At 34.8% G+C, this 25843-nt stretch carries 24 protein-coding genes and 1 tRNA gene; 12 read left to right on the top strand and 13 right to left on the bottom strand.

What is annotated here, in order from left to right; genetic code table 11:
• Positions 1-20: 20 nt before the first annotated feature.
• From UH7x_RS06700 to UH7x_RS06690, 3 genes are read right to left on the bottom strand one after another with little or no spacing between them, the layout of a single operon-like run.
• A complete protein-coding gene (locus tag UH7x_RS06700; protein ID WP_482362948.1) occupies positions 21-494 on the bottom strand; it encodes a hypothetical protein in 474 nt (157 codons plus the stop codon).
• Positions 495-498: 4 nt separating this feature from the next.
• A complete protein-coding gene (locus UH7x_RS06695; protein WP_482362947.1) occupies positions 499-1299 on the bottom strand; it encodes an SDR family NAD(P)-dependent oxidoreductase in 801 nt (266 codons plus the stop codon).
• Positions 1300-1336: 37 nt separating this feature from the next.
• Positions 1337-2077 (bottom strand): SDR family NAD(P)-dependent oxidoreductase, encoded by a 741-nt coding sequence (locus UH7x_RS06690; protein WP_482362946.1) that lies wholly within the window; start codon positions 2075-2077, stop codon positions 1337-1339.
• A 263-nt stretch (positions 2078-2340) separates the two neighbouring features.
• Between UH7x_RS06690 and UH7x_RS06685 the strand changes: the two genes are divergently transcribed.
• Positions 2341-4515, top strand: coding sequence for an alpha/beta hydrolase family protein (locus UH7x_RS06685; RefSeq protein ID WP_482362945.1), 2175 nt, complete (start codon positions 2341-2343; stop codon positions 4513-4515).
• Positions 4516-4530: 15 nt separating this feature from the next.
• On the opposite strand, the gene UH7x_RS06680 is transcribed toward UH7x_RS06685, so the two are convergent.
• Positions 4531-5406: an AraC family transcriptional regulator gene (locus UH7x_RS06680; protein WP_482362944.1), complete on the bottom strand. Its 876-nt coding sequence runs from the start codon at positions 5404-5406 to the stop codon at positions 4531-4533.
• 215 nt (positions 5407-5621) lie between these two features.
• Between UH7x_RS06680 and UH7x_RS06675 the strand changes: the two genes are divergently transcribed.
• The 6 genes from UH7x_RS06675 (at position 5622) to UH7x_RS06650 (ending at position 12011) form a co-directional block, all read left to right on the top strand.
• Positions 5622-6014, top strand: coding sequence for a RidA family protein (locus UH7x_RS06675; protein ID WP_482362943.1), 393 nt, complete (start codon positions 5622-5624; stop codon positions 6012-6014).
• Positions 6014-7126 carry a D-TA family PLP-dependent enzyme gene (locus UH7x_RS06670; RefSeq protein WP_482362942.1) on the top strand — a complete coding sequence of 371 codons (1113 nt, stop codon included), beginning with the start codon at positions 6014-6016 and terminating at the stop codon, positions 7124-7126. The genes UH7x_RS06675 and UH7x_RS06670 overlap by 1 nt, the downstream gene beginning before the upstream one ends.
• 2 nt (positions 7127-7128) lie before the next feature.
• Positions 7129-8445 carry an aspartate aminotransferase family protein gene (locus tag UH7x_RS06665; protein WP_482362941.1) on the top strand — a complete coding sequence of 439 codons (1317 nt, stop codon included), beginning with the start codon at positions 7129-7131 and terminating at the stop codon, positions 8443-8445.
• A 7-nt stretch (positions 8446-8452) separates the two neighbouring features.
• On the top strand, positions 8453-9439 hold the full coding sequence (locus tag UH7x_RS06660) for a 3-hydroxyacyl-CoA dehydrogenase family protein (RefSeq protein ID WP_482362940.1): 987 nt from the start codon (positions 8453-8455) through the stop codon (positions 9437-9439).
• Positions 9436-10554: a dipeptidase gene (locus UH7x_RS06655; RefSeq protein WP_482362939.1), complete on the top strand. Its 1119-nt coding sequence runs from the start codon at positions 9436-9438 to the stop codon at positions 10552-10554. The genes UH7x_RS06660 and UH7x_RS06655 overlap by 4 nt, the downstream gene beginning before the upstream one ends.
• Positions 10555-10652: 98 nt before the next feature.
• Positions 10653-12011 carry a neutral/alkaline non-lysosomal ceramidase N-terminal domain-containing protein gene (locus UH7x_RS06650; protein WP_482362938.1) on the top strand — a complete coding sequence of 453 codons (1359 nt, stop codon included), beginning with the start codon at positions 10653-10655 and terminating at the stop codon, positions 12009-12011.
• A 51-nt stretch (positions 12012-12062) separates the two neighbouring features.
• On the opposite strand, the gene UH7x_RS06645 is transcribed toward UH7x_RS06650, so the two are convergent.
• Genes UH7x_RS06645 through UH7x_RS06625 form a run of 5 tightly spaced genes read right to left on the bottom strand, consistent with a single transcriptional unit; the run spans position 12063 to position 16412 of the window.
• Positions 12063-13274 (bottom strand): histidinol-phosphatase, encoded by a 1212-nt coding sequence (locus UH7x_RS06645; RefSeq protein WP_482362937.1) that lies wholly within the window; start codon positions 13272-13274, stop codon positions 12063-12065.
• Positions 13275-13284: 10 nt separating this feature from the next.
• Entirely contained in the window at positions 13285-13773 is a 489-nt protein-coding gene (locus tag UH7x_RS06640; protein WP_482362936.1) for a DUF4199 domain-containing protein, read from the bottom strand.
• Positions 13774-13776: 3 nt separating this feature from the next.
• The gene (locus tag UH7x_RS06635; RefSeq protein WP_482362935.1) at positions 13777-14544 is read right to left on the bottom strand and encodes an enoyl-CoA hydratase/isomerase family protein; all 768 of its coding nucleotides are present in this window, start codon (positions 14542-14544) and stop codon (positions 13777-13779) included.
• Positions 14545-14565: 21 nt separating this feature from the next.
• Complete coding sequence (locus UH7x_RS06630) at positions 14566-15909, bottom strand: MATE family efflux transporter (protein WP_482362934.1); 1344 nt, start codon at positions 15907-15909, stop codon at positions 14566-14568.
• 2 nt (positions 15910-15911) lie between these two features.
• Positions 15912-16412, bottom strand: coding sequence for a GNAT family N-acetyltransferase (locus UH7x_RS06625; RefSeq protein WP_482362933.1), 501 nt, complete (start codon positions 16410-16412; stop codon positions 15912-15914).
• 56 nt (positions 16413-16468) lie between these two features.
• Between UH7x_RS06625 and UH7x_RS06620 the strand changes: the two genes are divergently transcribed.
• Positions 16469-17266 carry a universal stress protein gene (locus tag UH7x_RS06620; protein WP_482362932.1) on the top strand — a complete coding sequence of 266 codons (798 nt, stop codon included), beginning with the start codon at positions 16469-16471 and terminating at the stop codon, positions 17264-17266.
• A gap of 69 nt (positions 17267-17335) precedes the next feature.
• Positions 17336-17409: transfer RNA gene (locus UH7x_RS06615), tRNA-Ala, on the top strand.
• A 178-nt stretch (positions 17410-17587) separates the two neighbouring features.
• Here UH7x_RS06615 and UH7x_RS06610 read toward each other — a convergent pair.
• From UH7x_RS06610 to UH7x_RS06595, 4 genes are all read right to left on the bottom strand, one after another.
• Positions 17588-18214, bottom strand: a complete 627-nt coding sequence (locus tag UH7x_RS06610) for a Pycsar system effector family protein (RefSeq protein ID WP_482362931.1) — start codon at positions 18212-18214, stop codon at positions 17588-17590.
• 32 nt (positions 18215-18246) lie between these two features.
• Positions 18247-19002 (bottom strand): hypothetical protein, encoded by a 756-nt coding sequence (locus UH7x_RS06605; RefSeq protein ID WP_482362930.1) that lies wholly within the window; start codon positions 19000-19002, stop codon positions 18247-18249.
• A 9-nt stretch (positions 19003-19011) separates the two neighbouring features.
• On the bottom strand, positions 19012-20628 hold the full coding sequence (locus UH7x_RS06600; protein ID WP_482362929.1) for a glutamate synthase-related protein: 1617 nt from the start codon (positions 20626-20628) through the stop codon (positions 19012-19014).
• A 138-nt stretch (positions 20629-20766) separates the two neighbouring features.
• The gene (locus tag UH7x_RS06595; protein WP_482362928.1) at positions 20767-21513 is read right to left on the bottom strand and encodes an NAD(P)H-hydrate epimerase; all 747 of its coding nucleotides are present in this window, start codon (positions 21511-21513) and stop codon (positions 20767-20769) included.
• Between the two features lie 273 nt (positions 21514-21786).
• On the opposite strand from UH7x_RS06595, the gene UH7x_RS06590 reads away from it, so the two are divergent.
• The 3 genes from UH7x_RS06590 (at position 21787) to UH7x_RS06580 (ending at position 25825) form a co-directional block, all read left to right on the top strand.
• The gene (locus tag UH7x_RS06590) at positions 21787-22731 is read left to right on the top strand and encodes a hypothetical protein (RefSeq protein ID WP_482362927.1); all 945 of its coding nucleotides are present in this window, start codon (positions 21787-21789) and stop codon (positions 22729-22731) included.
• Between the two features lie 121 nt (positions 22732-22852).
• Entirely contained in the window at positions 22853-24334 is a 1482-nt protein-coding gene (locus UH7x_RS06585; RefSeq protein WP_482362926.1) for an arylsulfatase, read from the top strand.
• A 9-nt stretch (positions 24335-24343) separates the two neighbouring features.
• Positions 24344-25825: a sialate O-acetylesterase gene (locus UH7x_RS06580; RefSeq protein WP_482362925.1), complete on the top strand. Its 1482-nt coding sequence runs from the start codon at positions 24344-24346 to the stop codon at positions 25823-25825.
• Positions 25826-25843 lie beyond the last annotated feature (18 nt).

The raw sequence follows: 25843 nt of genomic DNA, 5'->3' as shown, positions 1-25843 counted from the left end.
ATATAATTTTCAATTAATAACTATTTTAAGTTTAGTGGCATATAACCAGTAAACCCGACAATTTTCCAAGTACCTTCTATTTTTTGGCAACGGTATAATGTACGCCAATCTGTAGGTATCTCCTCACCGTCATTCTTAATAAAAGAGCCGCTAAATTTTTTATGGAGTAAGGCAACACCTTCTTTTATTTCAATATCGAGCATATCGGTAACTCTATGAAAAGCTTCTTCTTTATCTTCTGTTAGTTCTATTTTCGAAAAGTCATTAGCTTGCGATAACCATTCGTTTTTGTAGGCCTCTAGATTAGGATATTTAAGCTCCCACTTATCTACATTGTAGTTTTTCCCTGCATCAATACCCATAAACCCTTCAGTTACAAAATCATTTTCAACCATTTTCCAATCTTGAAGAACAAAAGCTTTTATATCTCTATTTACAAGCATTTCCCAAAGGTAATTTCTATCGGCGTCGTTTTCGAATGGATTTTTTTTCATGATATTATTTATCTTGGATAAAACTATTTGCATGCAATAAGTTGGTTAAACCAGCATCCACAATTATTGTTTGTCCTGTAATTGAGTTGGCTAAATCTGAAAGTAAGAATACTGCAGTATTTCCACAATCACGTGCATTTATAGCATGTTTAAGGCTTTGATAATCATTTTGTTGTTCTTCGAAAAAACCTTTTGGGTCATCTGTCCAAGATGCAGCTGCATCCCAATTCTGTAGTGAATCAACATAACCTGGTGCTATTGCATTGCAGCGTATTCCAAACTCGCCTAATTCTATCGACATGCCTTTGGTAAGACCTTCAACCGCTGATTTGGCACTAGCATAGATGGCATATTTAGTTAAAGTTTCATGTGCATGAACCGAAGATATATTAACAATATGACCTTTTATATTATTACGTTTTAATTGATTGACGAATGCTTTTGACATCATCCATACACCTTTAACATCGATATTGTAAAGATGGTCGAAATCAGATTTTTCAGCAAGGTGTGCTTCTTTGCGAAGACCAACCCCAGCATTATTAATTAACCCATGAATTGGACCGTATTCTTTTTCTATTAAGGTGAAGATTCCTTCAACTTCTTTTTGATTACTAACATCGCCTGGAATAGGGATAGCATTAGGGTATTTTTCTGCGGCAGTTTTGGCTTTCTCAAAATTTATGTCATTGAGTAATATTTGTCCTCCACAAGCAGCGATGGCTTCACATACTCCAGATCCCACTCCTGTTCCTGCACCACCGGTAACTAAGTATCGTTTATTACTAAAATCTATTTGTAGCATGGTCTAATATAATTCTTAAAATTAAAAATAATAAAACTTAAAATGTGGCACGACCTCCGGAGATGTCAAAAATAAACCCTGTATTAAATGTAGCTTCTTTAGATACTATCCAACAGACCAATGAAGCAACTTCTTCTACGGTACCTAATCGACCCATCGGAATCTTAGAAGTCATATATTTTAACATTTCTGGGTCGGTATCTTTGTTCATTGGTGTGGCAATTACCGCAGGAGCTAAACCATTAACAGTTATCCCCGTATCTGCATATTCTTTACCTACACCTTTTACTAGTCCCATTAAACCGGCCTTACTTGCCGTATAACCTACCATTCCAGGATTTCCTTCTTTACCTCCAATAGAAGCAATATGTAATATTCTTCCATAATTTTGTTGGACCATTTGTGGTAAAACTGCCTTGGTAATATTAAATGCGCCATTAAGATTAATATTCACAATTTTTTGAAAATCATCTGAACTATAATTTTCAATTTTCGTAGCAGTAGGACCTACAATTCCAGCGCTGTTTATTAGTATGTCTAACCTGCCATATGAGTCTACTATGGTTTGTACAGTTTTTTTTAAATGCTCCTCATCTGTAATATCAACTGCATAAACATTTTGAACTACTTTCTGTTCTATTAACATATCTAATTCACTTTGTAAAACGTCTAAAACGCATACAAGGCCACCTTCGCTTATAATACGCTCGGCAATAGCGCGACCAATACCTCGTGCTCCTCCAATAATAACCGCAACTTGGTTTTCAAATCTTTTCAATATTTCATCATTTTAGATGTTCAATAAGTATCTTTTTAAAAATAAATCTTGACTCGATTGTAATTTTTTAAGTCAATTATTTTGATACAAGTTAAAGATATTTTTTTCTATTAAATTCATGTGTTTCTATCGCTCTGAAACTTTATAAATATAATAATAAGGACTCGTTTTTATCAGTAATTGATGGCTTTTTGTAAGATTTGTTTAGAACTTTGTTTTTGATGAAATATAAATTTAATTTGACAGGATATTTAATAGCATCAATGAAAAATTTTAAAGTTTATTTTAGCACAATTATTGTTTTAACCTTAGTGTCACTCCAAAAAATAAATGCACAAGAAGACATTCCAGTGATAAAAAACTGGATTACTTATAAAGATGCTCCAAATGCCCAATATTTTCATATTGCAGAACAAGCTTATGATCAGCTTGCAAAACGGGAAGCGAACATAGCTGGCTTAAGCACATTATCTGAATGGAAGGAAAGACAGAAGTTTGTCAAAAAAACATTAATGGATATTGTAGGACCTTTCCCTAAAAAAACAGCATTGAATGCAAAAATTACAAGAAAGGTGCATAAAACTGATTTCAGTGTAGAGCATATTATTTACGAATCGCAACCTAAATTTTATGTTTCATCTTCATTATTTATTCCAAAAGGACTTAAAAAGGGTGCCAAAGCACCAACAATAATATATACTAGCGGACACACGATAGATGGGTATCATGCCGCTTACCAACAAATTATTCTGAATCTAGTTAAAAAAGGGTTCATAGTATTTGCTTTTGATCCAATCGGCCAGGGAGAACGCCTTGAATATTTTGATCAACCAGAGTCAAAGTCGTATAGTACTACAAAGAGTCATTCTTATTCTGGAGCGCAGACTTTTATTACTGGTAGTTCGCAAGCTAGTTATATGATTTGGGATGGAATTAGAGCAGTAGATTACTTGCTTAGTCGTACGGAAGTAGACCCTGATAGAATTGGAATTACGGGTCGCTCGGGTGGTGGTACACAAGCATCACAAATTGCAGCTTTTGACGAACGTATTTTAGCTGTTGCACCCGAAAATTATATCACAAATTACACACGATTATTTCAATCTATTGGTCCTCAAGATGGTGAACAAAACCTCTTTAATGGTATTGCTCGTGGACTAGATCATGCTGACCTTTTATCTGTAAGGGCTCCAAAACCAGCACTTATTTTGGCTACGACGGGTGATTTTTTTAGTGTACAAGGGTTTCAAGAGACAGCAGAAGAAGTATCCAAAATTTATAATGCTTACGGAGAACCGGACAGTTTTAATTCTACTGTAGATGTTTATCCAGCCCATAAAAGCACAAAAAGTAATAGGGAAACCATGTATGCTTTTTTTCAAAAACATTTGAAAAATCCGGGAAGCCCTGTTGATTTAGAGGTAGAATTTCTGAGTCCTGAAGAAATGAGAGTGACTCCAACTGGTCAGGTATCAACTTCGTTGATGGGGGAGACAGTTTTTAGCCTAAATAGTAGGAATGTTGAGCGATTAATTGATACACTTAATTTAAAACGAAGTAATCTATCGGCTCATCTTCCAGCGGTATTAAATTCAGCAAAAAAACTTTCTGGGTACGTAGCGCCTACCGAAATTGATAAACCTGTGCTAACAGGTCGTATAAACCGGGAAGGCTATACAATTGATATGAATTTTATAAAAGGAGAAGGGGATTATGTAATTCCTTATCTTTTATTTAAACCAGAAGTGTCGAATGGCAAATCTTTATTGTATCTGAACCCTTCGGGAAAGTCTACGGAAGCAAGTGAGGGCAATGAAATTGAATGGTTCGCTAAGCAAGGATTTACCGTTTTGGCTCCCGACTTACTTGGAGTAGGGGAGGTAGGACCAGTTAATTTTAGAATGGATTCCGAACTTGAAGGAATCAATTATAATGTGTGGTTTGGTTCTGTACTTATAGAAAGAAGTATTGTTGGTATTCAAGCAGGTGATGTAAATAGACTTATAATGTTGTTGGAGCGCAACGACCCTACTACTAAGATTTTTGGATTAGCGAAGGAAATATTGTGCCCGACACTACTATACGCAGCTGCATTTAACACTTCTATAGAACGTATCGCACTTATACAACCTTATAATTCATATACTACTATAGCTTCTACACGAATGTACAATCCAAAGTTCGTAAATAGCCTAGTTCCAGGGGCATTATCGGCTTATGATTTGCCTGATTTAAGGGCAACTTTAGCACCGAGAAAACTGTTGATGGTCGGAGTAACTGATGGCACCGGTGAACAAATTCTAACTAAGAAATTAAGCAGAGATATTACACTTTTAAAGAAGGCTTATAAATTGAAAAATGCCAAGGACCAATTTGATGTTAAACCATTATTACCAATTGCAAAATATGATGAGTTATACTCAGAATGGATTAAATAAAGGAATTTATTTTTTTTAATTTGTTAATACTTTTCGTTCCAGTTTCTTTCTGTAGGCTGTTGGTGTACAGTGGTTTATTGACTTGAAGTGTCTATTGAAGTTAGAAAGGTTTTCAAATCCTGATTCGTAAGCAACTTGGGAAACATTGCGCATTGGGTCGGCTAATAGTCTACAAGCATAACCAATACGTAACTTAAGTAAATAACTTTTAAAGGGCATTCGATACGTTTTTTTAAAGGCTAAAAAAAACTGGGTGTTAGACATGTTAGCAATTTCCAGCACATCTTTTAATTTAATGTCTTCTTTGAAATTCTTTAATATAAATTCAACGACGTCATGCAAAGGGTGACTTTTAGATGATTTATCGGTAATGTAAAAAGCAGGACTGCAAATAAACTCGTATTCTTCTGTTGTAGCTAAAATTTCTAATATAGATAATAAAGCATACAGTCGCTCAGTCGGTTTCATACCATGCATTGATACTATAATCCTTACAAGTTTTTTCTTTGTCTCTCCAAAAAACCTACAACCCCTAAAGGTTTTAGAAAAAAAAGTAGAAAGTCCTTGATTTTCTGCCAACTGTAAAAACGGTTTTCCTAAGAATTCCTCCAGAAATTGAATTACGTAGCCCTTGCCTGAAAACGAACCATCGGGATTGTTATACGAATCATCACAGCGCCACACATGCGGTAAATATGGACCTAAAAATACGAGGTCGTTCTTTTCAAATTCGTTAATATTGTCTCCGACTATACGAACTCCTTTCCCATTTTTTATGTAAACTAATTCATATTCTGGATGGTGGTGATAAATACCGAAATCTTTTTCCTCTACATGATATATAAAGGATTGATTGGATTCTTTGAATAAACGGATTTCCGTTGTTTCCATAAGGATAGTCTAACAATATTGATACTCTTCTTCGTATTAGTGGTTAGATATGTCATTAAAATGAATCTAAATATAATTATTTGTATTAGAATATCAGTTTTTGGTATTACTAAAATTGGTTGATTTAAAATAAATTTGAGCTGGAAGTCATTCTTTTATTGAATTATTTAAGAATTAGAACTTCATTGATTTACTCATAAAAGAATTAAACCCTAATGGAAAAAATAAAAATTACTCATCCACAACGTGATTCAGATTTTGTTACTGGAGCTTATTCAGATGGTGTTGCTTATAACGGAATGTTATTTTTAAGTGGACAGGCCTCCGTAGATTTTGCTTCTAGCAAATTTGTACTAGGCAGTGTTGAAGAAGAAACTAAGCGTACATTAGATAATATTAAGCAAATTGTTGAAACTGCTGGTGGCACAATGGATGATGCTCTTAAAAGTACGGTACATTTAAAAGATATCGCTGATTTTGATAAGTTTAATGCTGTATACGCTACTTATTTTAATGGAATAAAGCCGGCTCGAACAACTGTTCAATCGGTATTAGGTGAAAATATAAAAGTAGAAATAGATATCATTTTTAAATTACCGAAAAATTAATGATAACTAATACAGCACCATATTTAATTGAAGATGTTTCTACAATCGATTCACCTGCCCTTTTGGTTTTTGAAGAAGTAGTAGAAAAGAATATTGATAATGCCATTAACATGGTTTCTAACTCTCGATCTACATATCTTAGACCTCATATAAAAACTGTAAAGTGTATCGAAGTTGCTGGTTTGGCTATTTCTAAGGGTGTAAGCCGATTTAAGTGTAGTACCATCGCGGAAGCAGAACTTTTAGGAATGGCAGGTGCAGTAGATGTATTATTAAGCTATCAATTATCAAAAACGAAGGCGAGCCGTTTTTTAGAATTAAGACAAAAATTCCCGGAAACTCAATTTTCTGCTCTTGTAGATAATAATGAATCGGCAAAAATGCTTTCAGATTTTTTTATAGCGGAACCTCTTGCTGTTTTTATTGATATTAATGTGGGTATGGATCGTACCGGAATTAAGACTATTGACGCTTTTGAATTGATTTCTGATATTAATAAATTAAATGGGCTAATTATTAAAGGTCTTCACGCGTATGATGGACACGTTCATGCTTCTGATGAAGCAATTAGAAAACAACAAACGGACACTATTTTTAATGAGGTAAACGAATTAAGGATAAGTGTAGAAGAATTTTTAGATAGAAAAATTACAGTGGTTCTTGGTGGTTCTCCTTCTTTTCCCTTTTATGCAAAACAAAAGGAGTTGGAATGTAGCCCTGGCACTATTTTTTTCTGGGATGCAGGTTATGGGTCTTCATTCTCTGAGATGCCTTTTACTCCAGCGGCAACTATTCTTACACGAGTAATCTCAATTATAGATAAGACTACAATGTGCTTTGATTTGGGTACAAAAGCTACTGCATCAGATCCACCACAACCACGGGTGGATATTTTGGATTTAGAAGATGGAATTATTGTAAATCAATTTGAAGAGCACTTGGTAGTAAATGTTCCAGATACTTCTAAGTATAGTATTGGTGAACCATTTTTAGCTATTCCTTATCATATATGCCCTACTGTTAATTTATACGAAGAACTAACAATTATAAAAGATGGAATTGTTTCTGATTGTTGGCAGGTATTAGCAAGAAACCGAAAAATAACAATTTAACAATGCGGAATGTAAAAATGCAACTAGACCACAGTAAATCAGCCGCTTTATTAGAGCGCTCTAAAAAAGTTTTGGCAGGTGGTGTTTCTTCTGAATTTCGAAAATTTAATCATCCACACGCATTATTCTATGATTATGCAGAAGGGGTGTATACTTATGATGTGGATGGTAATAAATATCTTGATTTTACCTTGAGTCAAGGGCCAATGATTGTTGGTCATTCACATCCACATGTATTAAAACGTGTACAAGAGTATTCTGAAAAAGGGCAATTATTTGCTGGACAACATATTTTAGAAATAGAGTTAGCTGAAAAATTAAATAAACACATTCCTTCAGCTGAATTGATGCGTTTTTGCTTAGATGGGTCAACTGCAATACAGACCGCATTACGTGTAGCTAGGGCCAAAACTGGGCGAAATAAGTTTATTCGTTTCGAAGGTCATTATCACGGTTGGTTAGACAATGTTTCATGGGGATTGACCTTAGACGAAGAAAAAATGGGGAGTAGAGAGTATCCAAATTCGCTACCCTGGACCGCTGGAATTGCTAATGATGTTGAACAAGAATTTATCATACTTCCATGGAACGATATCGAGCTCGTTAAAAAAACCATGAAAGAAAATCATAATGAAATAGCCGCTATAATTACTGAACCTATAATGTGTAATAGCGGATGTATTTTACCAGAAGAAGGTTTTCTGCAGGGCTTAAGAGATATCTGTACAGTATATAATTCCGCTTTAATTTTTGATGAAGTAATTACAGGTTTTAGAACTGGATTAGGAGGTGCGCAAAAGTATTTCAATATAACTCCTGATCTTTCCATTTTCGCTAAAGCATTGGCAAGTGGTTACCCTATTTCGGCTATCGTAGGAAAAATAGAATGGATGCAATTGATAACAGAAGGGAAAGTAATTCATGCAGGAACAATGAATTCTGCTTGTGCTCTAATTGCGGCTGCCTTAGGAACTATAGAAGTACTAGAAGAGGCAGGCACTCATGAACGTATATTTGCTCTTGGTGATCGATTAATGAAAGGCTTACGACAAGTAGCTGAAGAAACCGGACAAAACTTATTAGTTCAGGGTTTAGGACCAATGTTTCACACTGGTTTTGCGAGTGTAAAAAGCATAAAAGATTTTAGAGGACTGACTGCATATGAACAGCCTAAATCTAAAATGTTTATTCACGGAATGCAACAAAGAGGAGTTCGAATTATCGGAAGAGGCCTCTGGTATATAAGCGCCGTACATGAAGAAAAACATATAGATCATGCTATAAAAATGGCAAAGGAAACGCTATTAGAATTGAAATAGAAAACCTATGAAACTAAAAAATAACGCAACTCTTGGAATAGTTGGTCTTGGCTTGATGGGAAGTAGTATTGCAGCGGCATTATTAATAAATGGACAAAAAGTAGTTGCAGTTGCTCCAATAGTCTCCGATATAGATAAATCGGCCCCAGAAAGAATTAGGCGTTCTTTAGTAGAGTGTTACAATGAGGGCATTACCACCAAAAAGCCCGATGAGTTGTTACAGAACATTACTTACACATCTGATTACAAAAGTCTAAAAAATTGTTGGTTAGTAATGGAATGTGTTTTTGAAAACCTTGCAATCAAGCAAGAAGTATTTAAAAAAATTGAGGATAGTGTTTCCGATGAAGTAATTATTACGTCGAACACTTCAGCAATGCCTATAAGTATGTTGCAGAATCATTTTAGAGTACCAGAACGGTTTTTTGGAATGCATTGGGCTGAACCTTCATATACTTCCCCTTTTTTAGAAATCGTTTGTGGAGAAAAAAGTCCAATTGACATTGGAGAACAGTTGCATGCTATCGCTAAAGAATGGGGAAAAGAACCCACTTTGGTTCGAAAAGATATAAGGGGTTTTATTACTAATAGAATTATGTATGCCATGTATAGAGAAGCTTTTCATCTTGTTGAAAATGGTTACGCTTCGGTTGAAGATGTAGACCGTGCTTGTAAAAACGACGGAGGACACTGGATGGCGTTCTGTGGGCTTTTTAGGTATATGGATTTAACGGGGCTTAAAGCATACCATGCTGTTATGAAAGATTTGTTTCCAGAATTAAGTAATCAAAAAACCGTACCTAAGCTTATTGATGATATTGCAAAAGCAGATGGGAATGGAGTTTTTAATGGGAAAGGTTTTTATGATTACACCCCTGAAGAAGCTAAAAAATGGGAAGAAACATTTGAAAAATTCTCATTTGATATTCATCGATTAACCTCAAGTTATAATGCTACTGTAGCTAACATTTCTTCAACAAAAATTACAGAATGAAAGAATCATCTAAAGTGCCATTTATTATCGACGCCCATTTAGATTTGGCTACTAATGCCATGACTATGAACCGTGATTTGACAAAAACGGTACAAGAAATAAGAGATAAGGAAAGTGAATTAGGATGGAAAGATTATCAAGACCGTGGTAATGGAACAGTTTCACTTCCTGAACTACGTGAAGGAAATTTAGGATTAGTTCTAGCTACTATGATTTCCAGATATTCAGAAAATGGCAGCCCCTTGCATACAATGGCTCTTCCGGGGTGGCATTCGCCTCAGCAAGCCTTTGCTCACGCACAATGTCAATTGGCATGGTATCGTGAAATGGAAGCTTTGGGTGAAATGGTCCAAATAACAACGAAAGAAGGTTTGGCATCGCATTTTAAAATGTGGACAGAAAATACTGCTAGTCAGAAAAAAAAGCCTGTAGGATATATTTTAGCATTGGAAGGAGCCGATTCAATAGTTAATCTAGACTACTTACACACCTTTCATGAACAAGGATTGCGATCCATTGGAATTTCTCATTTCGGTCCTGGTAGATATGCAGCTGGGACACATTCTGACGGTAGTGGTTTGACTGTTATTGGTAAAGAATTATTGAAAGAAATGAATCAGTTGCCCATGCAGTTAGATTTAACGCATCTTACTGATAAAGGTTTTTTCGAAGCACTAGATATTTTTCAGGGTACCGTTATAGCGAGTCATCAAAATTGTAGAAGCATTGTTCCTGGTGAACGTCAATTTTCTGATGATCAAATAAAATCTATTATAGAAAGAGATGGAATGCTAGGTGGTGCATTGGACACTTGGATGTTGTACCCGGACTTTAAATTAGGGAAAGATAACCCTAAAGAATGCAATATTAATATGGAACTTTTGGTTGATCATTTCGATCATATTTGTCAGATGGCTGGGAATAGTAATCATATTGGTTTTGGGAGTGATTTAGATGGACTTTTTGGGCTAGAGCAAACTCCGTATGATATTAATACTATAGCTGATTTACAAAAATTCGATACTATTCTCGAAAATAGAGGATATTCTCATCAAGACAGAGATAATATCTTCTATGGAAATTGGTTACGAACATTAAATCGCATTTTATCATGATAATGAATAATTCAAATAAGCATATATGGTATAGCGGGTCGGTACTTGTATTTTTGGTATTTGCTTTTATAATCCAATCTTGTCAGAGAAATAATACAATGATTAATCAATCCAAAACAGGACTCAAAATAGGTTATGCAAAAGTGAATTATACACCGAGAATAGGTCTTGATTTAGTCGGAAACTATAGAGGTGATGATTATGCATCGCGCGGTATTCATGATTCTTTATACGGTAAAGCAATGGTAGCCGAAGGAAGTAATGGAAAAAAAACAGCCATACTTTCTGTTGATATTTGTAATATTCCAGTAGAATCTATTGACATGATGCGGGAATATGTTCAATCAGCTACTGATATTAATGCTGAAGATATATTGATACATGCCACACATACCCACAGTGGACCAAAATCGAATATAGAAGCGCCTGAAGCTAAAGGTTATTTGCAAAAGGCAGCAGATGCAATTATTGCGGCAAATAAAAGTCTTCAACCAGCAGAACTAATGGTGGGGCGCACTACCGAAGATAGAGTTTCGCATAACCGAAGATTAAAAGCAATAGATGGCACTACACATATGGTTTGGGAGAAATTTGAACCTGGTTTTATAGAAAAACCGTTGGGTGGAAAGGACTCTGAATTAATTACAGTAAGTATAGAACAAAACGGAAAAACTACTGGTACTATAGTGAATTTTGGATGTCATCCAACTACCCTTACTGGGAATAATTGGTTGTATACTGCCGATTACCCTGGATACTTAACGGAATCTGTACAAAAAGCTAAAGGTGAAGAATTCGGAGTTCTTTTTTTAAATGCACCTTCTGGGAATGTAACACAGGTAGATCATAAAGTTGGCTTTTTAGACACGTATCAAGAATGTCAACGTGTCGGATATCTATTAGGGGTTGCAACTTTAGAAGCATTGAATAAGTCGAAACCAGCAACAGGTATAGGAAATGTAAAAATTTCTAGAGAAGAAGTTTCTATCAAAAAAATGACGATAACTGATGAACAGTATCAATGGGCAAATACTGTGTTAAAAAGGGTTGAAAAAGAAGGCATGCCTGCGCTACAACCCGATGGGATACCAGAAGAATTGTACGCGAAATGGTGGGTAGATATGCATAAAGTACAAAATGAAGTTGATTTGTTAGAAGTAATGGTAATTCAGATTGGTGATGTAGCTATAGTAGGTTTACCTGGAGAGATTTTTAATGAATTTGGAAAGTACATTAAAGAAAATTCACCTTTTAAAAACACATTGGTATTAGGCCTAGCTAATGGTGATTATGATTATTTTCCGACCGAAATATCTTTTACTCAAGGTCCAAAAGGTTTTAAGCCGATGATTACCGGTTATGAAACAACACCAGGTACAACTAAATATGATATTGGGGCAGGTGAGAAATTAGCTCAATCGGCCGTTAATCAACTGAATTCATTATTTAAAAAATAGTGCTATATAGAAATTAGCCAAGTAAATATTAATGTTGAATTATACGAAAGCTTATTCGGCATTAGTTACTGGTTGCGTCCATGCCATTTCATATAAAATATCTTCAATAGGATTATCTTGCAATTTTGTGGAAGTTATTTTACATCTAACAAATAAGATATCATCAGTTAATTCGAAACTTGCTTGAGAGCCTTCAAAAGTTTTAAATTCTACCGGATTCGTATTTTCTTTTTTGCTTCCTAAGAAAGTTATTTTGTACGAAACTCCTGGTTCTTCTATTATGGTAACTGAATATTTACCTCCTTTTATTGTAATATTTTCGAGTTCTACGCCAGTTGTAGAATAAAAATTTCCAGACTCTAAGGAGTTTATCAAGGCGTTGGTAGCTAAAGTATCGGCTTGTACCATAACCCAACCTCGGCCAGCATTGCTCCATGTTGCTCCTTTTTGGTGGTAACTGTGTGAATCATCAGTGGCGAGACCATACATCATAGGTTTGTTGTTCTCTAGGTAAGATATGTTGATTAAATCCCACATTTCTTCTGTAGATACATTTACTGAATCACCCATGTTGTGTACCATTGGATGGCCATTGTAAACTTCAAAAAAACGTTCACCATTTAATTGAATCATATCATTTAGACTTACTCCATAGAAAAAATTTGGATGATTAACATGCGGCATAATTGGGACTCCAGTTTTCTTTCTTTGCTCAAGAACTTGATTAATATTATGTTGTAAAACATTAACAACACTTGTGCCACCCATAGGTTCAATTTTGTCTTGAATGTTGGTTGCGTTCATATGAATGTCCTTGTCTTCGAATTTATCTGTAATTTCTTCCGAATGAATTACTAAAAACTTACCATATTCCTCCGTTAGATTGCGATACTCTTCATAGGTTTTTAATTTCACTTTGGTTTTACCAGAATCAATCTTATAATTTACCCAGTCTTCACCATATTTTTCTAAATAACTTTTAAAAGCATTTTGATATATCGAATCGCTTTTTATAGTAATCCATTTTTCTCCATCCGCAATTGTATTGTGGTCGGAAAGGGCCATAAAACTATACTCCCTTTCTTTATACCAATTTAAGATTACCTCTGGAAACTCATCTCCATCACTCCAATACGAATGTGTATGCAGGTTTCCTTTATACCATTTTTTTGAAGGTATTTCTACTGCAGTTTTTTCTTCTTCTTCTTTACATCCAATACCTAATAATAATACTGATAGCAATATGATTTTTAATGTTTTCACAATACTGTTTTTAGTTGGTTTGGCTTTTACTTCTTACAAAATAGGCAACTACGGCAGAAGTAACCACTCCCATTGCTAATGCTCCAAAGGCACTTTGTAACATATAGCTTTTGAGATTGAAATACCCTTGTGCATTTTCTCGGGTCATTTTACCATTTTCAACAACAAAATCGATAACATTGTTGAAATAGTCAGGCGTTATGTAAGTGTTGATAATATATTGATTTATCGGACTTAATAAAGCAACGACAGTACTTAATACGATGCCAGAAATAAAACCTTGTTTCCAGTTCATTATGTTATTAAAGAAGTTTTGTTTTTTGTCTTTTAAAGCAAACGCATAAATAATTATGGCAATAATTCCGAATAAATTGGTGTAGATGGCATGTTTAGCAATATGAACATCATGAAGGCCAATTGCTTTTTCAAAAAACATCCATATTAATAAAATAAAAGAGAATCTAACAGCCCACTTAATTTCAATTTTAAAATTCTTCATTTTTTATTTTTTGAATTTTGACAAAGCAGTTCTAGTGAACTCTGACAGCACTAATTTGCCTGTAATTGCTGCTCTTTCGGTAAGTAAAGTGTCCCAGTGTTTTGTATTTTTCCATAAAATTTTACGCCATTCTATTAGAGCTTCTGGGTTGTAATTAGCTAATTTTTGAGTGAAAAAATACAGTGCATTATCCAATTCTTTAGCAGTATCAAAAACCTTCGAATAAAGTCCTTTTTCTTGCGCCCAATACGCATTTTTCCATTCTGTTGGTGCTAAGGATAGTTCTGAAATTGCGGCAATTCCTATTTTCCGTTCAACAGCAGGTTCAATTACTAGGGGAGCAATACCAATAGTTAATTCGGATAAACGAATGGGAGCTTCTACAGTAGCAAATACATAGTCACAAGCAGCTGCTAAACCAACGCCACCACCTACAGCTTTACCATGAACTCTTCCAACAATTACTTTGTTACAACTTCGCATTGCATTAATAACATTTGCAAAACCTGAGAAAAAAACTTGTCCTTCTTCTAATGTTGATACTGCCATTAATTCATCAAAAGAAGCACCTCCACAAAAAGCTCGGTCTCCCTCAGATTTTAAGATGATTAGCGTAATAGATATATCGGTAGCAAGTTTATTAAATTCACCAGTTAAACGGTCAAGCATTTCTGCAACAAAAGAATTACTAGCAGGGTGGCCAAATTCTATTGTGGCTATGTTCTTTTCAATTTTAGTATAAATACTTCCGTTAGTTCGATTAGTTGCCATAAAACTATGTTTTTCTCAAAATTAAGTGTTTTGTAGTAAGGGTAGAAATTTCCGCCGAAACTTAAATACCAATGCTCCTCCTCTTATTATCATCCATACGGTGAAAGCTATCCATATACCATAAAACCCCCAATTCAATACTTTGCCAAGAAATAGTGTAGGAACAAAACCTAAAAAAGTTGCTGCTAGTAAAGTGTTTCGCAAGTATTTCATTTCTCCAAGACCTTTAAATAGTCCATCTAAAACAAAAGCTAATGTATTCATTGGAAGCCCTAGAATAACAATAAAGAATATGGAGTAAAAAGTTTCCAAAACAATGCTTTCATTGGAGAATAGACGACCTAATGGGTGATAAAATAAAAACCCTAAACAGACTAATACGAGACTGACAAGTAATCCGTATAGAACTATTTTTTTAGCTAATAGCCATAAAGAATTATAGTTTTTAGCTCCAAATAATCGTCCACCAAGTATGTTGCCAGCTGCTCCATAACCATCAATAAAAAAAGCAGCAAATAACCAAATGTTTATTGCAATAGTGTGAGCGCCAATATACTTATCACCGAGAGCTGTTGCCTCTCTTACGGCTAATATTAATGCAGTATTCAAAGCAATTGCACGAACAAACAGATTCAGACTCATTATAACCAATCTTCCTAGTTCTTGGTGTAAAGGAAATTTTAACCTTAGACTAATATCAGTTTTCGAAATTAGAAGAATGAATGCCATAATAGCCATTATTCCTTGAGCAACTAGGCTTGCCCAAGCTGCACCTTCTAAATACATTGGAGATATAAAACCATCGATGCCATAAACAAATGCGAAGTCTAAAATTACGTTTAAAATCGCTCCAACTATTGCTATCATCATTGGCCAATATGTGTTTTGAAGCCCTCGAAATATTCCCATTACAGCAAAAACAAAAAGTGTTAATGGAAACCCCCAAACCCGTATGGAATAGTATGAAACGCAATAACTTAAAATTCTCCCAGATGCATTTAATAGTTCAAAAATTTCTTCTATAATAAAAACTGTAGATAGAAGTATAAGTATGCTAAGCCCTATATTTAAATATATAGCTTGGGCGGGTAGTGTTTTTACTTCTTCAATTTTTCCTGCTCCTAAATATTGAGAAATTATTGCTGATATGGCACTTCTAGTTTGACCTAAAACCCAAATTAGCATCGATAAAAACGAACCTACAATACCTGCTGCCGCTAATGATTCTAGTCCATCAACAGGAATGTTTCCAACTATTGCAGTGTCGGTTATTGACAGTAATGGTTCAGCGATTCCGGCAACTGTAGCAGGGATTGCTAACTTATTTATGGTTTTGAAATTGATAGTTGGGCTTTCTATTTTCATAATTAATGCACAAGTTCATAACAATAAAAAGGATGTTTGCTTTGGTTGGGTAAAAAGATATCACCTAATTTTTGATAACCTCTTGTTTCGTAGAACTTTTGATTACGATTATTTCGACTAAAGGTATCTAGTCTAATAGAAATAACATTGTTGTTTTTCGCATAATTTTCAGCAAATGACATCAGTTTTTGTGCATGGCCTTTACCTTGATATTTTGGGTGTATACAAAGCCTATGAATATATATATTGTTGTTGTTTTTGGTGAGCCATTTTACCGTTTCATATTCTTTATCAATGAGGTTTGAAATTGCTATTGCACCGATAATTGTGTTATCCAATAATAGAATATAGAGTTCTTCTCGTTTAATATCGTTTTCAAAGTGTATACGTGAAGGGTAGTCTATATTCCATTGATAGATGCCATTTTGTATCATATGGCTAGCACAAGCCTGAGTAATGTTAAGAATGTCGGGAATATCCGATATCTTTGCACGTCTAATCATTCTTTAATGACCAATTTAATTGTAAATTTAAATTATTAATCTTTATCATACTTCCAATGAAAAATATTCTTGTACCAATTGGCACTAGTTCCAATTCAGGAAACACTTTACAATATGCAGTAGATTTTGCAAGAGCATTTTCATCAAATGTTTTTGTTATGGATGTTTTTTCTGTTACCGCGAAGACAGGAAGCTTGGCTAACATTACTGAAAAAGTAGCGCAAAGTAGTAAAGAGCGATTGAAAGAAGTTATTGAAAAAGTTGATGCAAATGGGGTGTCAATAAAAATTGCAACTTATAATGGAGAAATTACAGATGGGTTAAAAGAAATTGACCGTGAATTAGGAATTGATTTAATTATTCTTGCTCCAAGAAGTAATGATATTAAAGAGGAGGTTTACTTAGGTAAAACTACTGGAAGTATCATAAAAAAGACAAATATTCCTGCGCTTATTGTTCCTAAAGGTTCGGAATTCAAACCTTACAGCACTGCTCTAACGGCGTTTAAATCAGGAATCTTAAAGAAAAAACGCATTTTAGATCCGTTGGTTACTATTCAACAAAAATTTAATACAACTATTAATTTGTTAATGGTGAAAACTCCTGGATATACGGAAGACGACTTAAAAGTGAATACAGCTTTAATGGATCTTTGTTCAAATCTAACAATAACAGAAAACCCAACTACATATTTGGGGGTACTTGAACATTTTCAATCTCATCAACCAGACCTATTGGTAGTTTTTAGAAGAAAAAGAGGTTTCTTTAAAAAGTTATGGGAGAAAAGTACCATATTGAAATCGGAATTTTTTGCACCTGTACCTGTTTTGGTATTACGTGTTAAGAAAGATTAAAGTGCTGTATTAACTTTAACTACTATTTTGTTAGGTTACTGAAAAGCATTTTCTTTGCTTCCGTTAAAAGGGGGATTAGCTCAGCTGGCTAGAGCGCTTGCCTGGCAGGCAAGAGGTCACCGGTTCGACTCCGGTATTCTCCACTAAAAAAGTAAAGCCTTTACATTTGTGAAGGCTTTTTGTTTTTTTATAATTTAAAGTTGGTTCGTATTGTTCAAAAGAATCAAAAATTGTCCTAGATAAAATTGACTTCACTTCTCAAAATCAAAAAGAGAATTAATGATTGATTCAATCATTAATTTGAAGAAATAAAGAAAAAAGCTAAATCATTCCACCGAAAAATACATGACAAGCAATAAAGGCTATAACTGACAGTATGATTCCAATGAGGAAAACATCAAAAGATTTGCGCAAAAGCCTGTGTTTCTTACTAATGGATTTTCCGAGATAAAAAGTATCCGTGGCTATTGATTTGTATAGATCATCCCCTTTGTAAATTAAATCAGTCAATTGGTTCGTATATTCCTTTTCCTCCATATCTTGAAAATTTCCAAAATACAATAAATTGTCACTTTCGATATTACCATGTTTGACTTCAGGTCGTGTTGCTAATACTGCAAATGTTATGGCGATTAAGTTGGTAAAAAGCATCATAACTGCTGGAAAAATTAAATGGGGCTCTTTGTCTAATTGGCTTAATACAGTACCAAGAATTATAGAAAGAATTAAGGCGTTAATCGATATTAAAATATTTGATTTTCTATCGATCATTACATTTAGAGTATAGTGATTTTTCGAAACTAAACGGAAGAGCGTTTCGGTTCCACGTTCTGAACGCGGTTCTATTTTTGCTAACTTTTTCTTTAAGGATTTTAATTTTTCTTTATCAATATTCAATTCGCTTAACAGGTATTCATCAATACGTTTTTCTGCTTTTTTATCACTCATTACGTTAAATTAAATGAATTTCAATTGTTATATTACAAAGCGCTATATTTTTCAATACTTTCATTAAAAAAGCTTTTGGCCTTTGCTTCGTCTGCATTCTTCATATGTAGAACAGCACCTTTAAATCCGTCATTCAGCCATTTGCCATCAGAAAGGGTTTCGAATTCGGAAGTATCGATACCATCGTGACCTATATACCCTGAGGTGTACAAATAATAATCAGCTATAATGGTATCTGGAATGGCCAGACCAAAACCTACAGCAATATTCTTGTTGGAATCTAGGACTTCGTAACCTCCCGAATCAAAATGATGTGGCCAGATGCGAATAGCTGTATCAAATTTCATCTTGTCCACAACATTTTCCAAGGCATGATGTGCGATTCTTCGATAACTCAACATTTTGTTCAGCTCCTCTTCAGAGGGTTTTGTAAAAACAAAATCATTGGTCATTTCGCCATATGGGAGCTTATAATGTAGTTTGTATGAGTAGGTTTTAATTCTGCCCGGGGCTGTCGTGACTTCATCCATCCATTTAACGATTTCCGCATGGGTTTTTCCATCCAGAGTTAAGGTCATTCGCGTGGTATTATTGGTTATCCAATGTAAAGAAAACTGCTTGTAATCCAGCGCTATTTTGCATCCACTATCATTCAATTGCCAGGTCTCTAAAAATCCCTTTTGGTAATCGAATCCTAAATTGGTATGACTGTCGTCATCTTTTTTATCCAAAAAACTTTTACCTGCGGTAGCCAAATATTGAGCAGCTAAGTGAATCATTTTAGTCATTATGTAATTTTATTTTGAGTTAATTCCTGCATAGTTAATTCCAGTAAGTCTATACATATCATGGTCAAAGGTTGACAGGTCGTCAAAATTAAACTTAGATATATTGTCATGACCACAAGCTCTTGCAATTACTTTGATAAGGTTGTTAGTTGCGTCAAAAAAGTTATGTAGTTGTTTAGCGGAAGAATCAATTATCAATCTACTTCGAAGTGATTCTTTTTGAGTTGCTATCCCAACAGGACAATTGTTACTTCCACAAGCGCGCATACCAAGACAACCAATAGCCTGTAATGCGGAATTTGAAACCGCGATTGCATCAGCACCCATCATCAAGGCCTTGCTAAAATCTTCAGCAATTCGTAGTCCACCTGTAATAATCAGGGTTACATCTTTTGCATTAACTTGATCTAAATATTTTCTGGCACGGGCCAATGCTGGAATGGTAGGTACATTAATGTTATCTCTTAAAATAGTTGGTGCCGAACCTGTGCCTCCACCACGACCATCCAATATAATATAGTCTACCCCAACGTCGAGTGCGAACTGAATATCTTTCTCAATATGGCTGGCAGCAATTTTAAAACCTATAGGAATTCCTCCGGTACGCTCTCTCACTTTTGCAGCAAAATCTTTAAAGTCATTTACCCCATGAAAATCGGGAAAAGTAGCTGGAGAAATTGCGGTTTCACCTTGCTTTAAGCCTCTAACATCAGCAATTTCCTTACTTACTTTGTTTCCTGGCAAATGACCCCCTGTGCCTGTTTTTGCACCCTGACCTCCCTTAAAATGAAAGGCTTGTACATTATCTAATTTGTCCCATGAAAAACCGAATTGGGCTGAAGCAAGTTCATAAAAATAGCGACTATTGTTTTCTTGTTCTTGAGGTAACATGCCACCCTCGCCAGAACAGATTCCTGTTCCCGCTAGTTCTGCTCCTTTAGAGAGTGCAATTTTCGCCTCTCGCGATAAAGCACCGAAACTCATATCACTCACAAAAAGAGGAATATCTAAGGATAACGGTTTTTTTGCTTTAGGCCCAATAACGACATTAGTGGCTACATCTTCGTTGTCTAATAATGGTCGACTTGCCAATTGAGCAGGTAAAAATTGTATGTCGCTCCATTTCGGAAGTGTATTTCTATCTACCCCCATTGATGCAGAAAATCCATGATGTCCTAAATTCTTAAGTCCATTTTTGGAAAGTTCTTTAATATAACCAGTATAGGGTTCTGTTTCTTCTGGATGTGTATCAGCATAAGCTCCCAGATATTCGTCTCGATTAAAAGGTTGTGCGTTTTTTTCTAAAGATGCTTCAATTTCAAACTCATCTACATAAAGTTTTTCGTTTTCAATTTTAGCTGTAAATTTTTGAAGCACTTCAGCATTGTTGTATTCTGAAACTCCTGTATCGTATCTATAATCCCAACCATGTACTCCACAGATAAGATTGTGCCCGTCTATGTGTCCGTCAGACATTAATGCACCACGATGCAAACATCTACCATACAATACGGAGATATCATCATCAAATTTGACAATGACCAAATCAAGACCATTGACCAGTGCATGTATTGGTTTTTTATTTTCTAGCGATGCAATTTCTGCTATTACTATTGGTTTTTTCATGTAAACTTATTTGGTTGATATTGAGTTATTAGAGTATCTTTTTAAGATAAGAAAATTCTTTATTTTAACATAGGCTATTTAAAAACGAGGACTTGAAATATCATAATTGTTTGTTTTATACAACTCAAATTCTCTTGGTCAATACAAGCGCACGATATCAGAATATCTAAAAATATTATCTGGATTTAATCCGAGGCTTTTTTCTCGATACAGTTCAGTTGGTACGCTTATATCACCCACATATAATTCTCCGACTATGTTTTTGACATTCTTAACAAAAAGTCCCTTTTTTGGCATCGCCAAAGTTAGAGTTGCATTTGCTTTTATTATTGTACTATAGCGCGTTCCACTTGTTAAATCTAATCCCGATGGAGTGTCTAGAGCTATTATTGGAGCTTTTTGTGCGTTTGCCCATCGAATCATGTCAGCGGCAATACCTCTAGGGCCTCCCTTTAAACTGTATCCGATAATCCCGTCCAGTATAGCATCCGGAGGATTCAGTGTTATAATTTTATCGGCCACCTGAACGGATACACCCATCCGTTTTAGAATTTTATATTGATGAAATGGAATAGGAGTGAAATTTTTGTCTTCGGCTGTAACAAACACGGTTACTATTGCCCCCCAATTGTGTAATCTTCTTGCTGCCACTAAGGCCCCACCACCGTTACCTCCAGTACCGGCCAATACTACGATGCTTTTTCCTTCAACATCTCCATTGAAAAATCGCTCCTTTGCTAGGATTGCCAAACAGCGACCTGCATTTTCCATCATTTGAATTAATTCAATGTTGTACTCTTCTATCATCAACCGGTCCACTTCAATCATTTGAGAGGTGCTTATATTTAAATAATCACTGTGGCTATTTTTGATATAGGTGCTCATTGTAAATGGTTTATGGTGGTGTTATTTAAATAACACGAGTTTAGTCGTAAAAAAAGAGATTCCTTAATTAGAAACGAATTCTAATTAAGTGATTCTGGTAGTAAGTTCTAAATTTCGAAGAGTAAAAGAGAGTAACTACCCATTGTAATTTAGATAATTAGATAAAACTAAAATTCCATAAATAAAGGGAACTAAGAATGGTAGTTTCCTAACTAAAAAGTAGCATCGTATTTAGAACTTTAATTAGATTAGCCAAAATATTTTTTTAACTATATGAAAGCATTTATATTCAGCGCCAAATTTTTAATATTAGTCTTTACTGTTCTTCCTCTCTCACTTTGCTCAAAAGATGATGACACAGAATTGGAATCACCTTTGAATATCGAAGAAACTGCTCAATTGGTGGAGTTAAATACAATACGCTCGATGTCGCCTCATAACTCTTGTAAGGGTTTTCAATGGAATGATGAAGCATATCCCAATGTTAATCTTGCCCTTGGAATATCTGGTGACTCGCAATTATTTGGAGAACTAGGAGCGAGCGATGCTGACGCTGAAATGAATATTCTGAGGATGGAAATTGCACGAAAAAAATCGATAGATGAAAATTTGAAAAAATATTCTTCTATTAATTATAAAAAGGGCTGGCAATATGATGTCTTGGATGCCGTATTGGTAAATACTGATTACAATATCACTAAAAAAGGAGGAGGAACTTTATTTATATCCCAAGATGGAAAATATAAAATAGAGAGTTATCCATTCGGCAATAGGTATATTTCAGGTTTTGCTTTTTCATCGGCAGGATTATTCAGAACTGGCGATAACGGACTGGATTTGAATTCATCTTTAACAGGTAATATTTACTATACAGAAGATGATGTATTCTCATATGATGAAGAAACTAATATACCTATGTACAAGTTTGTTGATTATCGAATGCTCTTACATTTAAGGTACTTAATCCGAAATGGAGCAAGAAATGTTAGTTTAAATGGAATAAAAGAAGATGGTAGTAAGGTGTCTTTTACTATTGATGTTGACTCTGACTTATTAGCACTTTCTGAGGAGTTTGAATCAAAAGAAATAGAAACCATATTTTTCAATGCTGATACAGATATTAGAATAGATTATTTTAATGGGATAATTTATTCTAGTGAAGTAGAAGATGGTATTCATAGAATTAAATATAAATTTGGAGAGTCAATTCCCGAATAGGTTATTTTTTTGGAGAATATTCCAATTTTTTATTCCTTATCCTTTTATAATAAACTAAATAAACTGCTATTTGTAGTTACAGAACATTTGGTAATTAATTTATGTTTATTAAATTGTTGCTATGAAGAAAACCACTTTTGTATTAGCAGCAATTTTAAGTTTAGTTGCCTTTGTGAATTCTTGCAAAGAAAATAAGAATCAGCAGAAAGAGGCGGTTACTGAAGGAAATAACCATACTAAGCCTAATATCATTTACATTCTAGCTGATGACCTTGGTTATGGTGATTTGGGTGTATATGGGCAGCAAAAGTTTAGTACTCCTAACATAGATAAATTAGCCAATAATGGTATGTTGTTTACGCAACATTATTCAGGTAGCACTGTTTGTGCTCCGTCTAGATCTGCACTTTTAACTGGCATGCATACTGGGCATACTGTAGTTAGAGGTAATAAAGAGATTAAACCAGAAGGGCAGTACCCAATTCCAGATAACACGTATACTATAGCAGAGGCTATGAAAAAATCAGGTTATACGACAGGTGCGTTTGGTAAATGGGGTTTGGGATTTCCTGGGTCAGAAGGCGACCCCATGAAGCAAGGTTTTGATACTTTTTACGGTTATAATTGCCAACGACTAGGTCATAATTACTACCCTTACCATTTATGGTCTAACAACGATTCAATTGTTCTTTCCGAGAACGCCGGTAAAAACGATGGCCAATATGCTCCAGAACTTATTCATAAGGAAGTGTTGAAATTTATAGATGTAAACAAAGACAAGCCTTTCTTTTTATATGTACCATCGATTATTCCACATGCAGAATTAGCAGCACCTGAAAAATATATGAATAAGTACCGAGCTAAATTTTCACCTGATAAAAGTTATGAAGGGGAGGATGAAGGACCTGAATTTAATTTAGGACCCTATCGTTCCCAAAAAGAAACGCATGCCGCATTTGCCGCAATGATTGATTTGTTAGATGAGCAAGTAGGAGATATTATAGCTAAAGTTGAAGAATTAGGTTTAGCAGAGAATACAATAATCATTTTTACCTCAGATAACGGTCCACATGAAGAAGGTGGGGCAGACCCTCAATTCTTTAATAGTAATGGACCCTTAAAAGGAGTGAAAAGAGATTTATATGAAGGTGGTATTCGAGTACCTATGATTGTAAGTTGGCCAGGAAAAATAAAACCTAATTCGCAAACGGAACATCCTTCAGCTTTTTGGGATGTTTTTCCAACACTTTCAGAAATAGCCGGATTCCAGGTACCTGATGATTTAGATGGAATTTCCTTTTTACCTTCTTTGTTGGGCCAAAATGAAAATCAGATAACTCATGAATACTTGTATTGGGAATTTCATGAAAGAGGAGGTAGGCAAGCCGTTAGAAAAGATAATTGGAAAGCTGTAAAGTATAATGTCTTTAATAAGGATAAGTCTGAATTAGAACTTTATAATCTCACAAATGATATTGGCGAGACAAATAATATAGCTAGTGAACATCCTAAATTGGTTTCAGAAATGGAAGCTATACTTGAGCAAGCAAGAACACCATCGGATGTGTTTACTTTTGATCAAGGCACGTATTTAGCAAAGTAAATTAACTTAATGAGAACATTTAGCTTACAAATTGTATTCTTTCTATTATCGGTCACTACTTTTTTTGCTCAAGAATTAAAACTTGGGTCCCCTTTTCAAGAACACATGGTTCTGCAAAGGGATATGCCTTTGAATATTTGGGGTGAAGCTAAACCTGATGTAACGATTTCTGTTTTTATAGATGGTGTTTCAGTAAAAAATGAATCTAATTCTAATGGAGAATGGCAAGTTGTATTTCCGTCACAAAAGGCGGGTGGACCTTATTCTTTTAAAGTCGAATCCGAAACTGAATCTATAGTTTTTGATGATGTGATGGTTGGCGAAGTTTGGATATGTTCTGGACAATCTAATATGCAAATGGGATATAATAATATTCCAGATATCAAAGCATTGGAAGGAGTGATTAAGAATATTCGAACTTTAGAAATACAAAGAACGGTATCATTCGAAGAACAGAAATATGTAAAAGGGGAGTGGAAAATTGAAAACCCCTCTAGTGCAGTTGCCTTTTCGTTTGCTCATTTTTTACAGAAGTCTACTGATGTTCCTGTCGGTATTATTTTAACCTCTTGGGGTAGTTCGTCTATTGAAGGTTGGATGCCAAGGGCAATGACAAAACAATTGCCGCACTTCAATTCAATAATGAACGATTTTGATGCAGACACTGCAAAGCAAAAAAGAATTGTAGAAATATTAGCTAAAGGAAAAGAAAGGACAACTAAAGAAGATATTTTTTTACGTACGCAACCTAATATTATTTTTAATAGTATGCTAAACCCTTTAATTCCTATTTCTTGTCGCGGTTTAGTTTGGTACCAGGGTGAAGCTAATACTAAATCGATTGAAGCAATGTTGCAATATGGAGAATCACTTCCACTTTGGGTTAAGCATCTTCGAAAATTATGGAACAATAAAGAATTACAAATTATGGGAATTACATTGCCTGGATTTGTAGGGAATAAGAAGAATAAAAATAACCCAAGTGCTGAGAGACCGGATGACCTTTCTTGGGCCTGGTTTCGAGAATCACAGTATAAAGTTCTGGAGTTGCCGAATGCTGAAATGATAACTACTATAGATTTGGGTGAAGTTCATGATATTCATCCTAAAGATAAATTGCCTATCGGAAAACGATTAGCACTTTTGGCTGAAAAGAACGTTAGTACTAAAAATATTGTTGCTGAGGGACCAATATTTAGCAGCATAGATATTGCTAGGAAGTTTATTACTATCACCTATGAAAATAGTACAGGTTTAAAAACTAAAGATGGTAATGCACCTTTAGCTTTTTGGTTGGCTAACGATTCGGAAGAGTGGTATTTAGCGGATGCTAAAATTAAAGGAGAAAAGGTGATTTTAACTTCTACTAAAGTAAAACAACCACTATATGTGAGATATGCCTTTTCTGCGAAGCCTGAAGTTAATTTGGTGAATGATGCAGGCTTACCGGCTCGACCTTTTAGAACGGATAGTTTTAAGCCAATACCTTAGGGTTTATAAACTAATGTA

The sequence above is a fragment of the Aurantibacter sp. UH7 genome (assembly GCF_056839165.1).
This window is presented reverse-complemented; position numbering and strand designations above follow the sequence as displayed.

Excerpts from the sequence above, each read along its gene's own strand:
- UH7x_RS06610 (WP_482362931.1), bottom strand. The coding sequence starts at position 18,214 with ATGAGTGATAAAAAAGCAGAAAAACGTATTGATGAATACCTGTTAAGC.
- UH7x_RS06630 (WP_482362934.1), bottom strand. The coding sequence starts at position 15,909 with ATGAAAATAGAAAGCCCAACTATCAATTTCAAAACCATAAATAAGTTA.
- UH7x_RS06635 (WP_482362935.1), bottom strand. The coding sequence starts at position 14,544 with ATGGCAACTAATCGAACTAACGGAAGTATTTATACTAAAATTGAAAAG.
- UH7x_RS06590 (WP_482362927.1), top strand. The coding sequence starts at position 21,787 with ATGAAAGCATTTATATTCAGCGCCAAATTTTTAATATTAGTCTTTACT.
- UH7x_RS06595 (WP_482362928.1), bottom strand. The coding sequence starts at position 21,513 with ATGAGCACCTATATCAAAAATAGCCACAGTGATTATTTAAATATAAGC.
- UH7x_RS06680 (WP_482362944.1), bottom strand. The coding sequence starts at position 5,406 with ATGGAAACAACGGAAATCCGTTTATTCAAAGAATCCAATCAATCCTTT.
- UH7x_RS06605 (WP_482362930.1), bottom strand. The coding sequence starts at position 19,002 with ATGACTAAAATGATTCACTTAGCTGCTCAATATTTGGCTACCGCAGGT.
- UH7x_RS06580 (WP_482362925.1), top strand. The coding sequence starts at position 24,344 with ATGAGAACATTTAGCTTACAAATTGTATTCTTTCTATTATCGGTCACT.
- UH7x_RS06685 (WP_482362945.1), top strand. The coding sequence starts at position 2,341 with ATGAAAAATTTTAAAGTTTATTTTAGCACAATTATTGTTTTAACCTTA.
- UH7x_RS06600 (WP_482362929.1), bottom strand. The coding sequence starts at position 20,628 with ATGAAAAAACCAATAGTAATAGCAGAAATTGCATCGCTAGAAAATAAA.
- UH7x_RS06640 (WP_482362936.1), bottom strand. The coding sequence starts at position 13,773 with ATGAAGAATTTTAAAATTGAAATTAAGTGGGCTGTTAGATTCTCTTTT.
- UH7x_RS06675 (WP_482362943.1), top strand. The coding sequence starts at position 5,622 with ATGGAAAAAATAAAAATTACTCATCCACAACGTGATTCAGATTTTGTT.
- UH7x_RS06620 (WP_482362932.1), top strand. The coding sequence starts at position 16,469 with ATGAAAAATATTCTTGTACCAATTGGCACTAGTTCCAATTCAGGAAAC.
- UH7x_RS06660 (WP_482362940.1), top strand. The coding sequence starts at position 8,453 with ATGAAACTAAAAAATAACGCAACTCTTGGAATAGTTGGTCTTGGCTTG.
- UH7x_RS06625 (WP_482362933.1), bottom strand. The coding sequence starts at position 16,412 with ATGATTAGACGTGCAAAGATATCGGATATTCCCGACATTCTTAACATT.
- UH7x_RS06695 (WP_482362947.1), bottom strand. The coding sequence starts at position 1,299 with ATGCTACAAATAGATTTTAGTAATAAACGATACTTAGTTACCGGTGGT.
- UH7x_RS06655 (WP_482362939.1), top strand. The coding sequence starts at position 9,436 with ATGAAAGAATCATCTAAAGTGCCATTTATTATCGACGCCCATTTAGAT.
- UH7x_RS06665 (WP_482362941.1), top strand. The coding sequence starts at position 7,129 with ATGCGGAATGTAAAAATGCAACTAGACCACAGTAAATCAGCCGCTTTA.
- UH7x_RS06670 (WP_482362942.1), top strand. The coding sequence starts at position 6,014 with ATGATAACTAATACAGCACCATATTTAATTGAAGATGTTTCTACAATC.
- UH7x_RS06700 (WP_482362948.1), bottom strand. The coding sequence starts at position 494 with ATGAAAAAAAATCCATTCGAAAACGACGCCGATAGAAATTACCTTTGG.
- UH7x_RS06650 (WP_482362938.1), top strand. The coding sequence starts at position 10,653 with ATGATTAATCAATCCAAAACAGGACTCAAAATAGGTTATGCAAAAGTG.
- UH7x_RS06585 (WP_482362926.1), top strand. The coding sequence starts at position 22,853 with ATGAAGAAAACCACTTTTGTATTAGCAGCAATTTTAAGTTTAGTTGCC.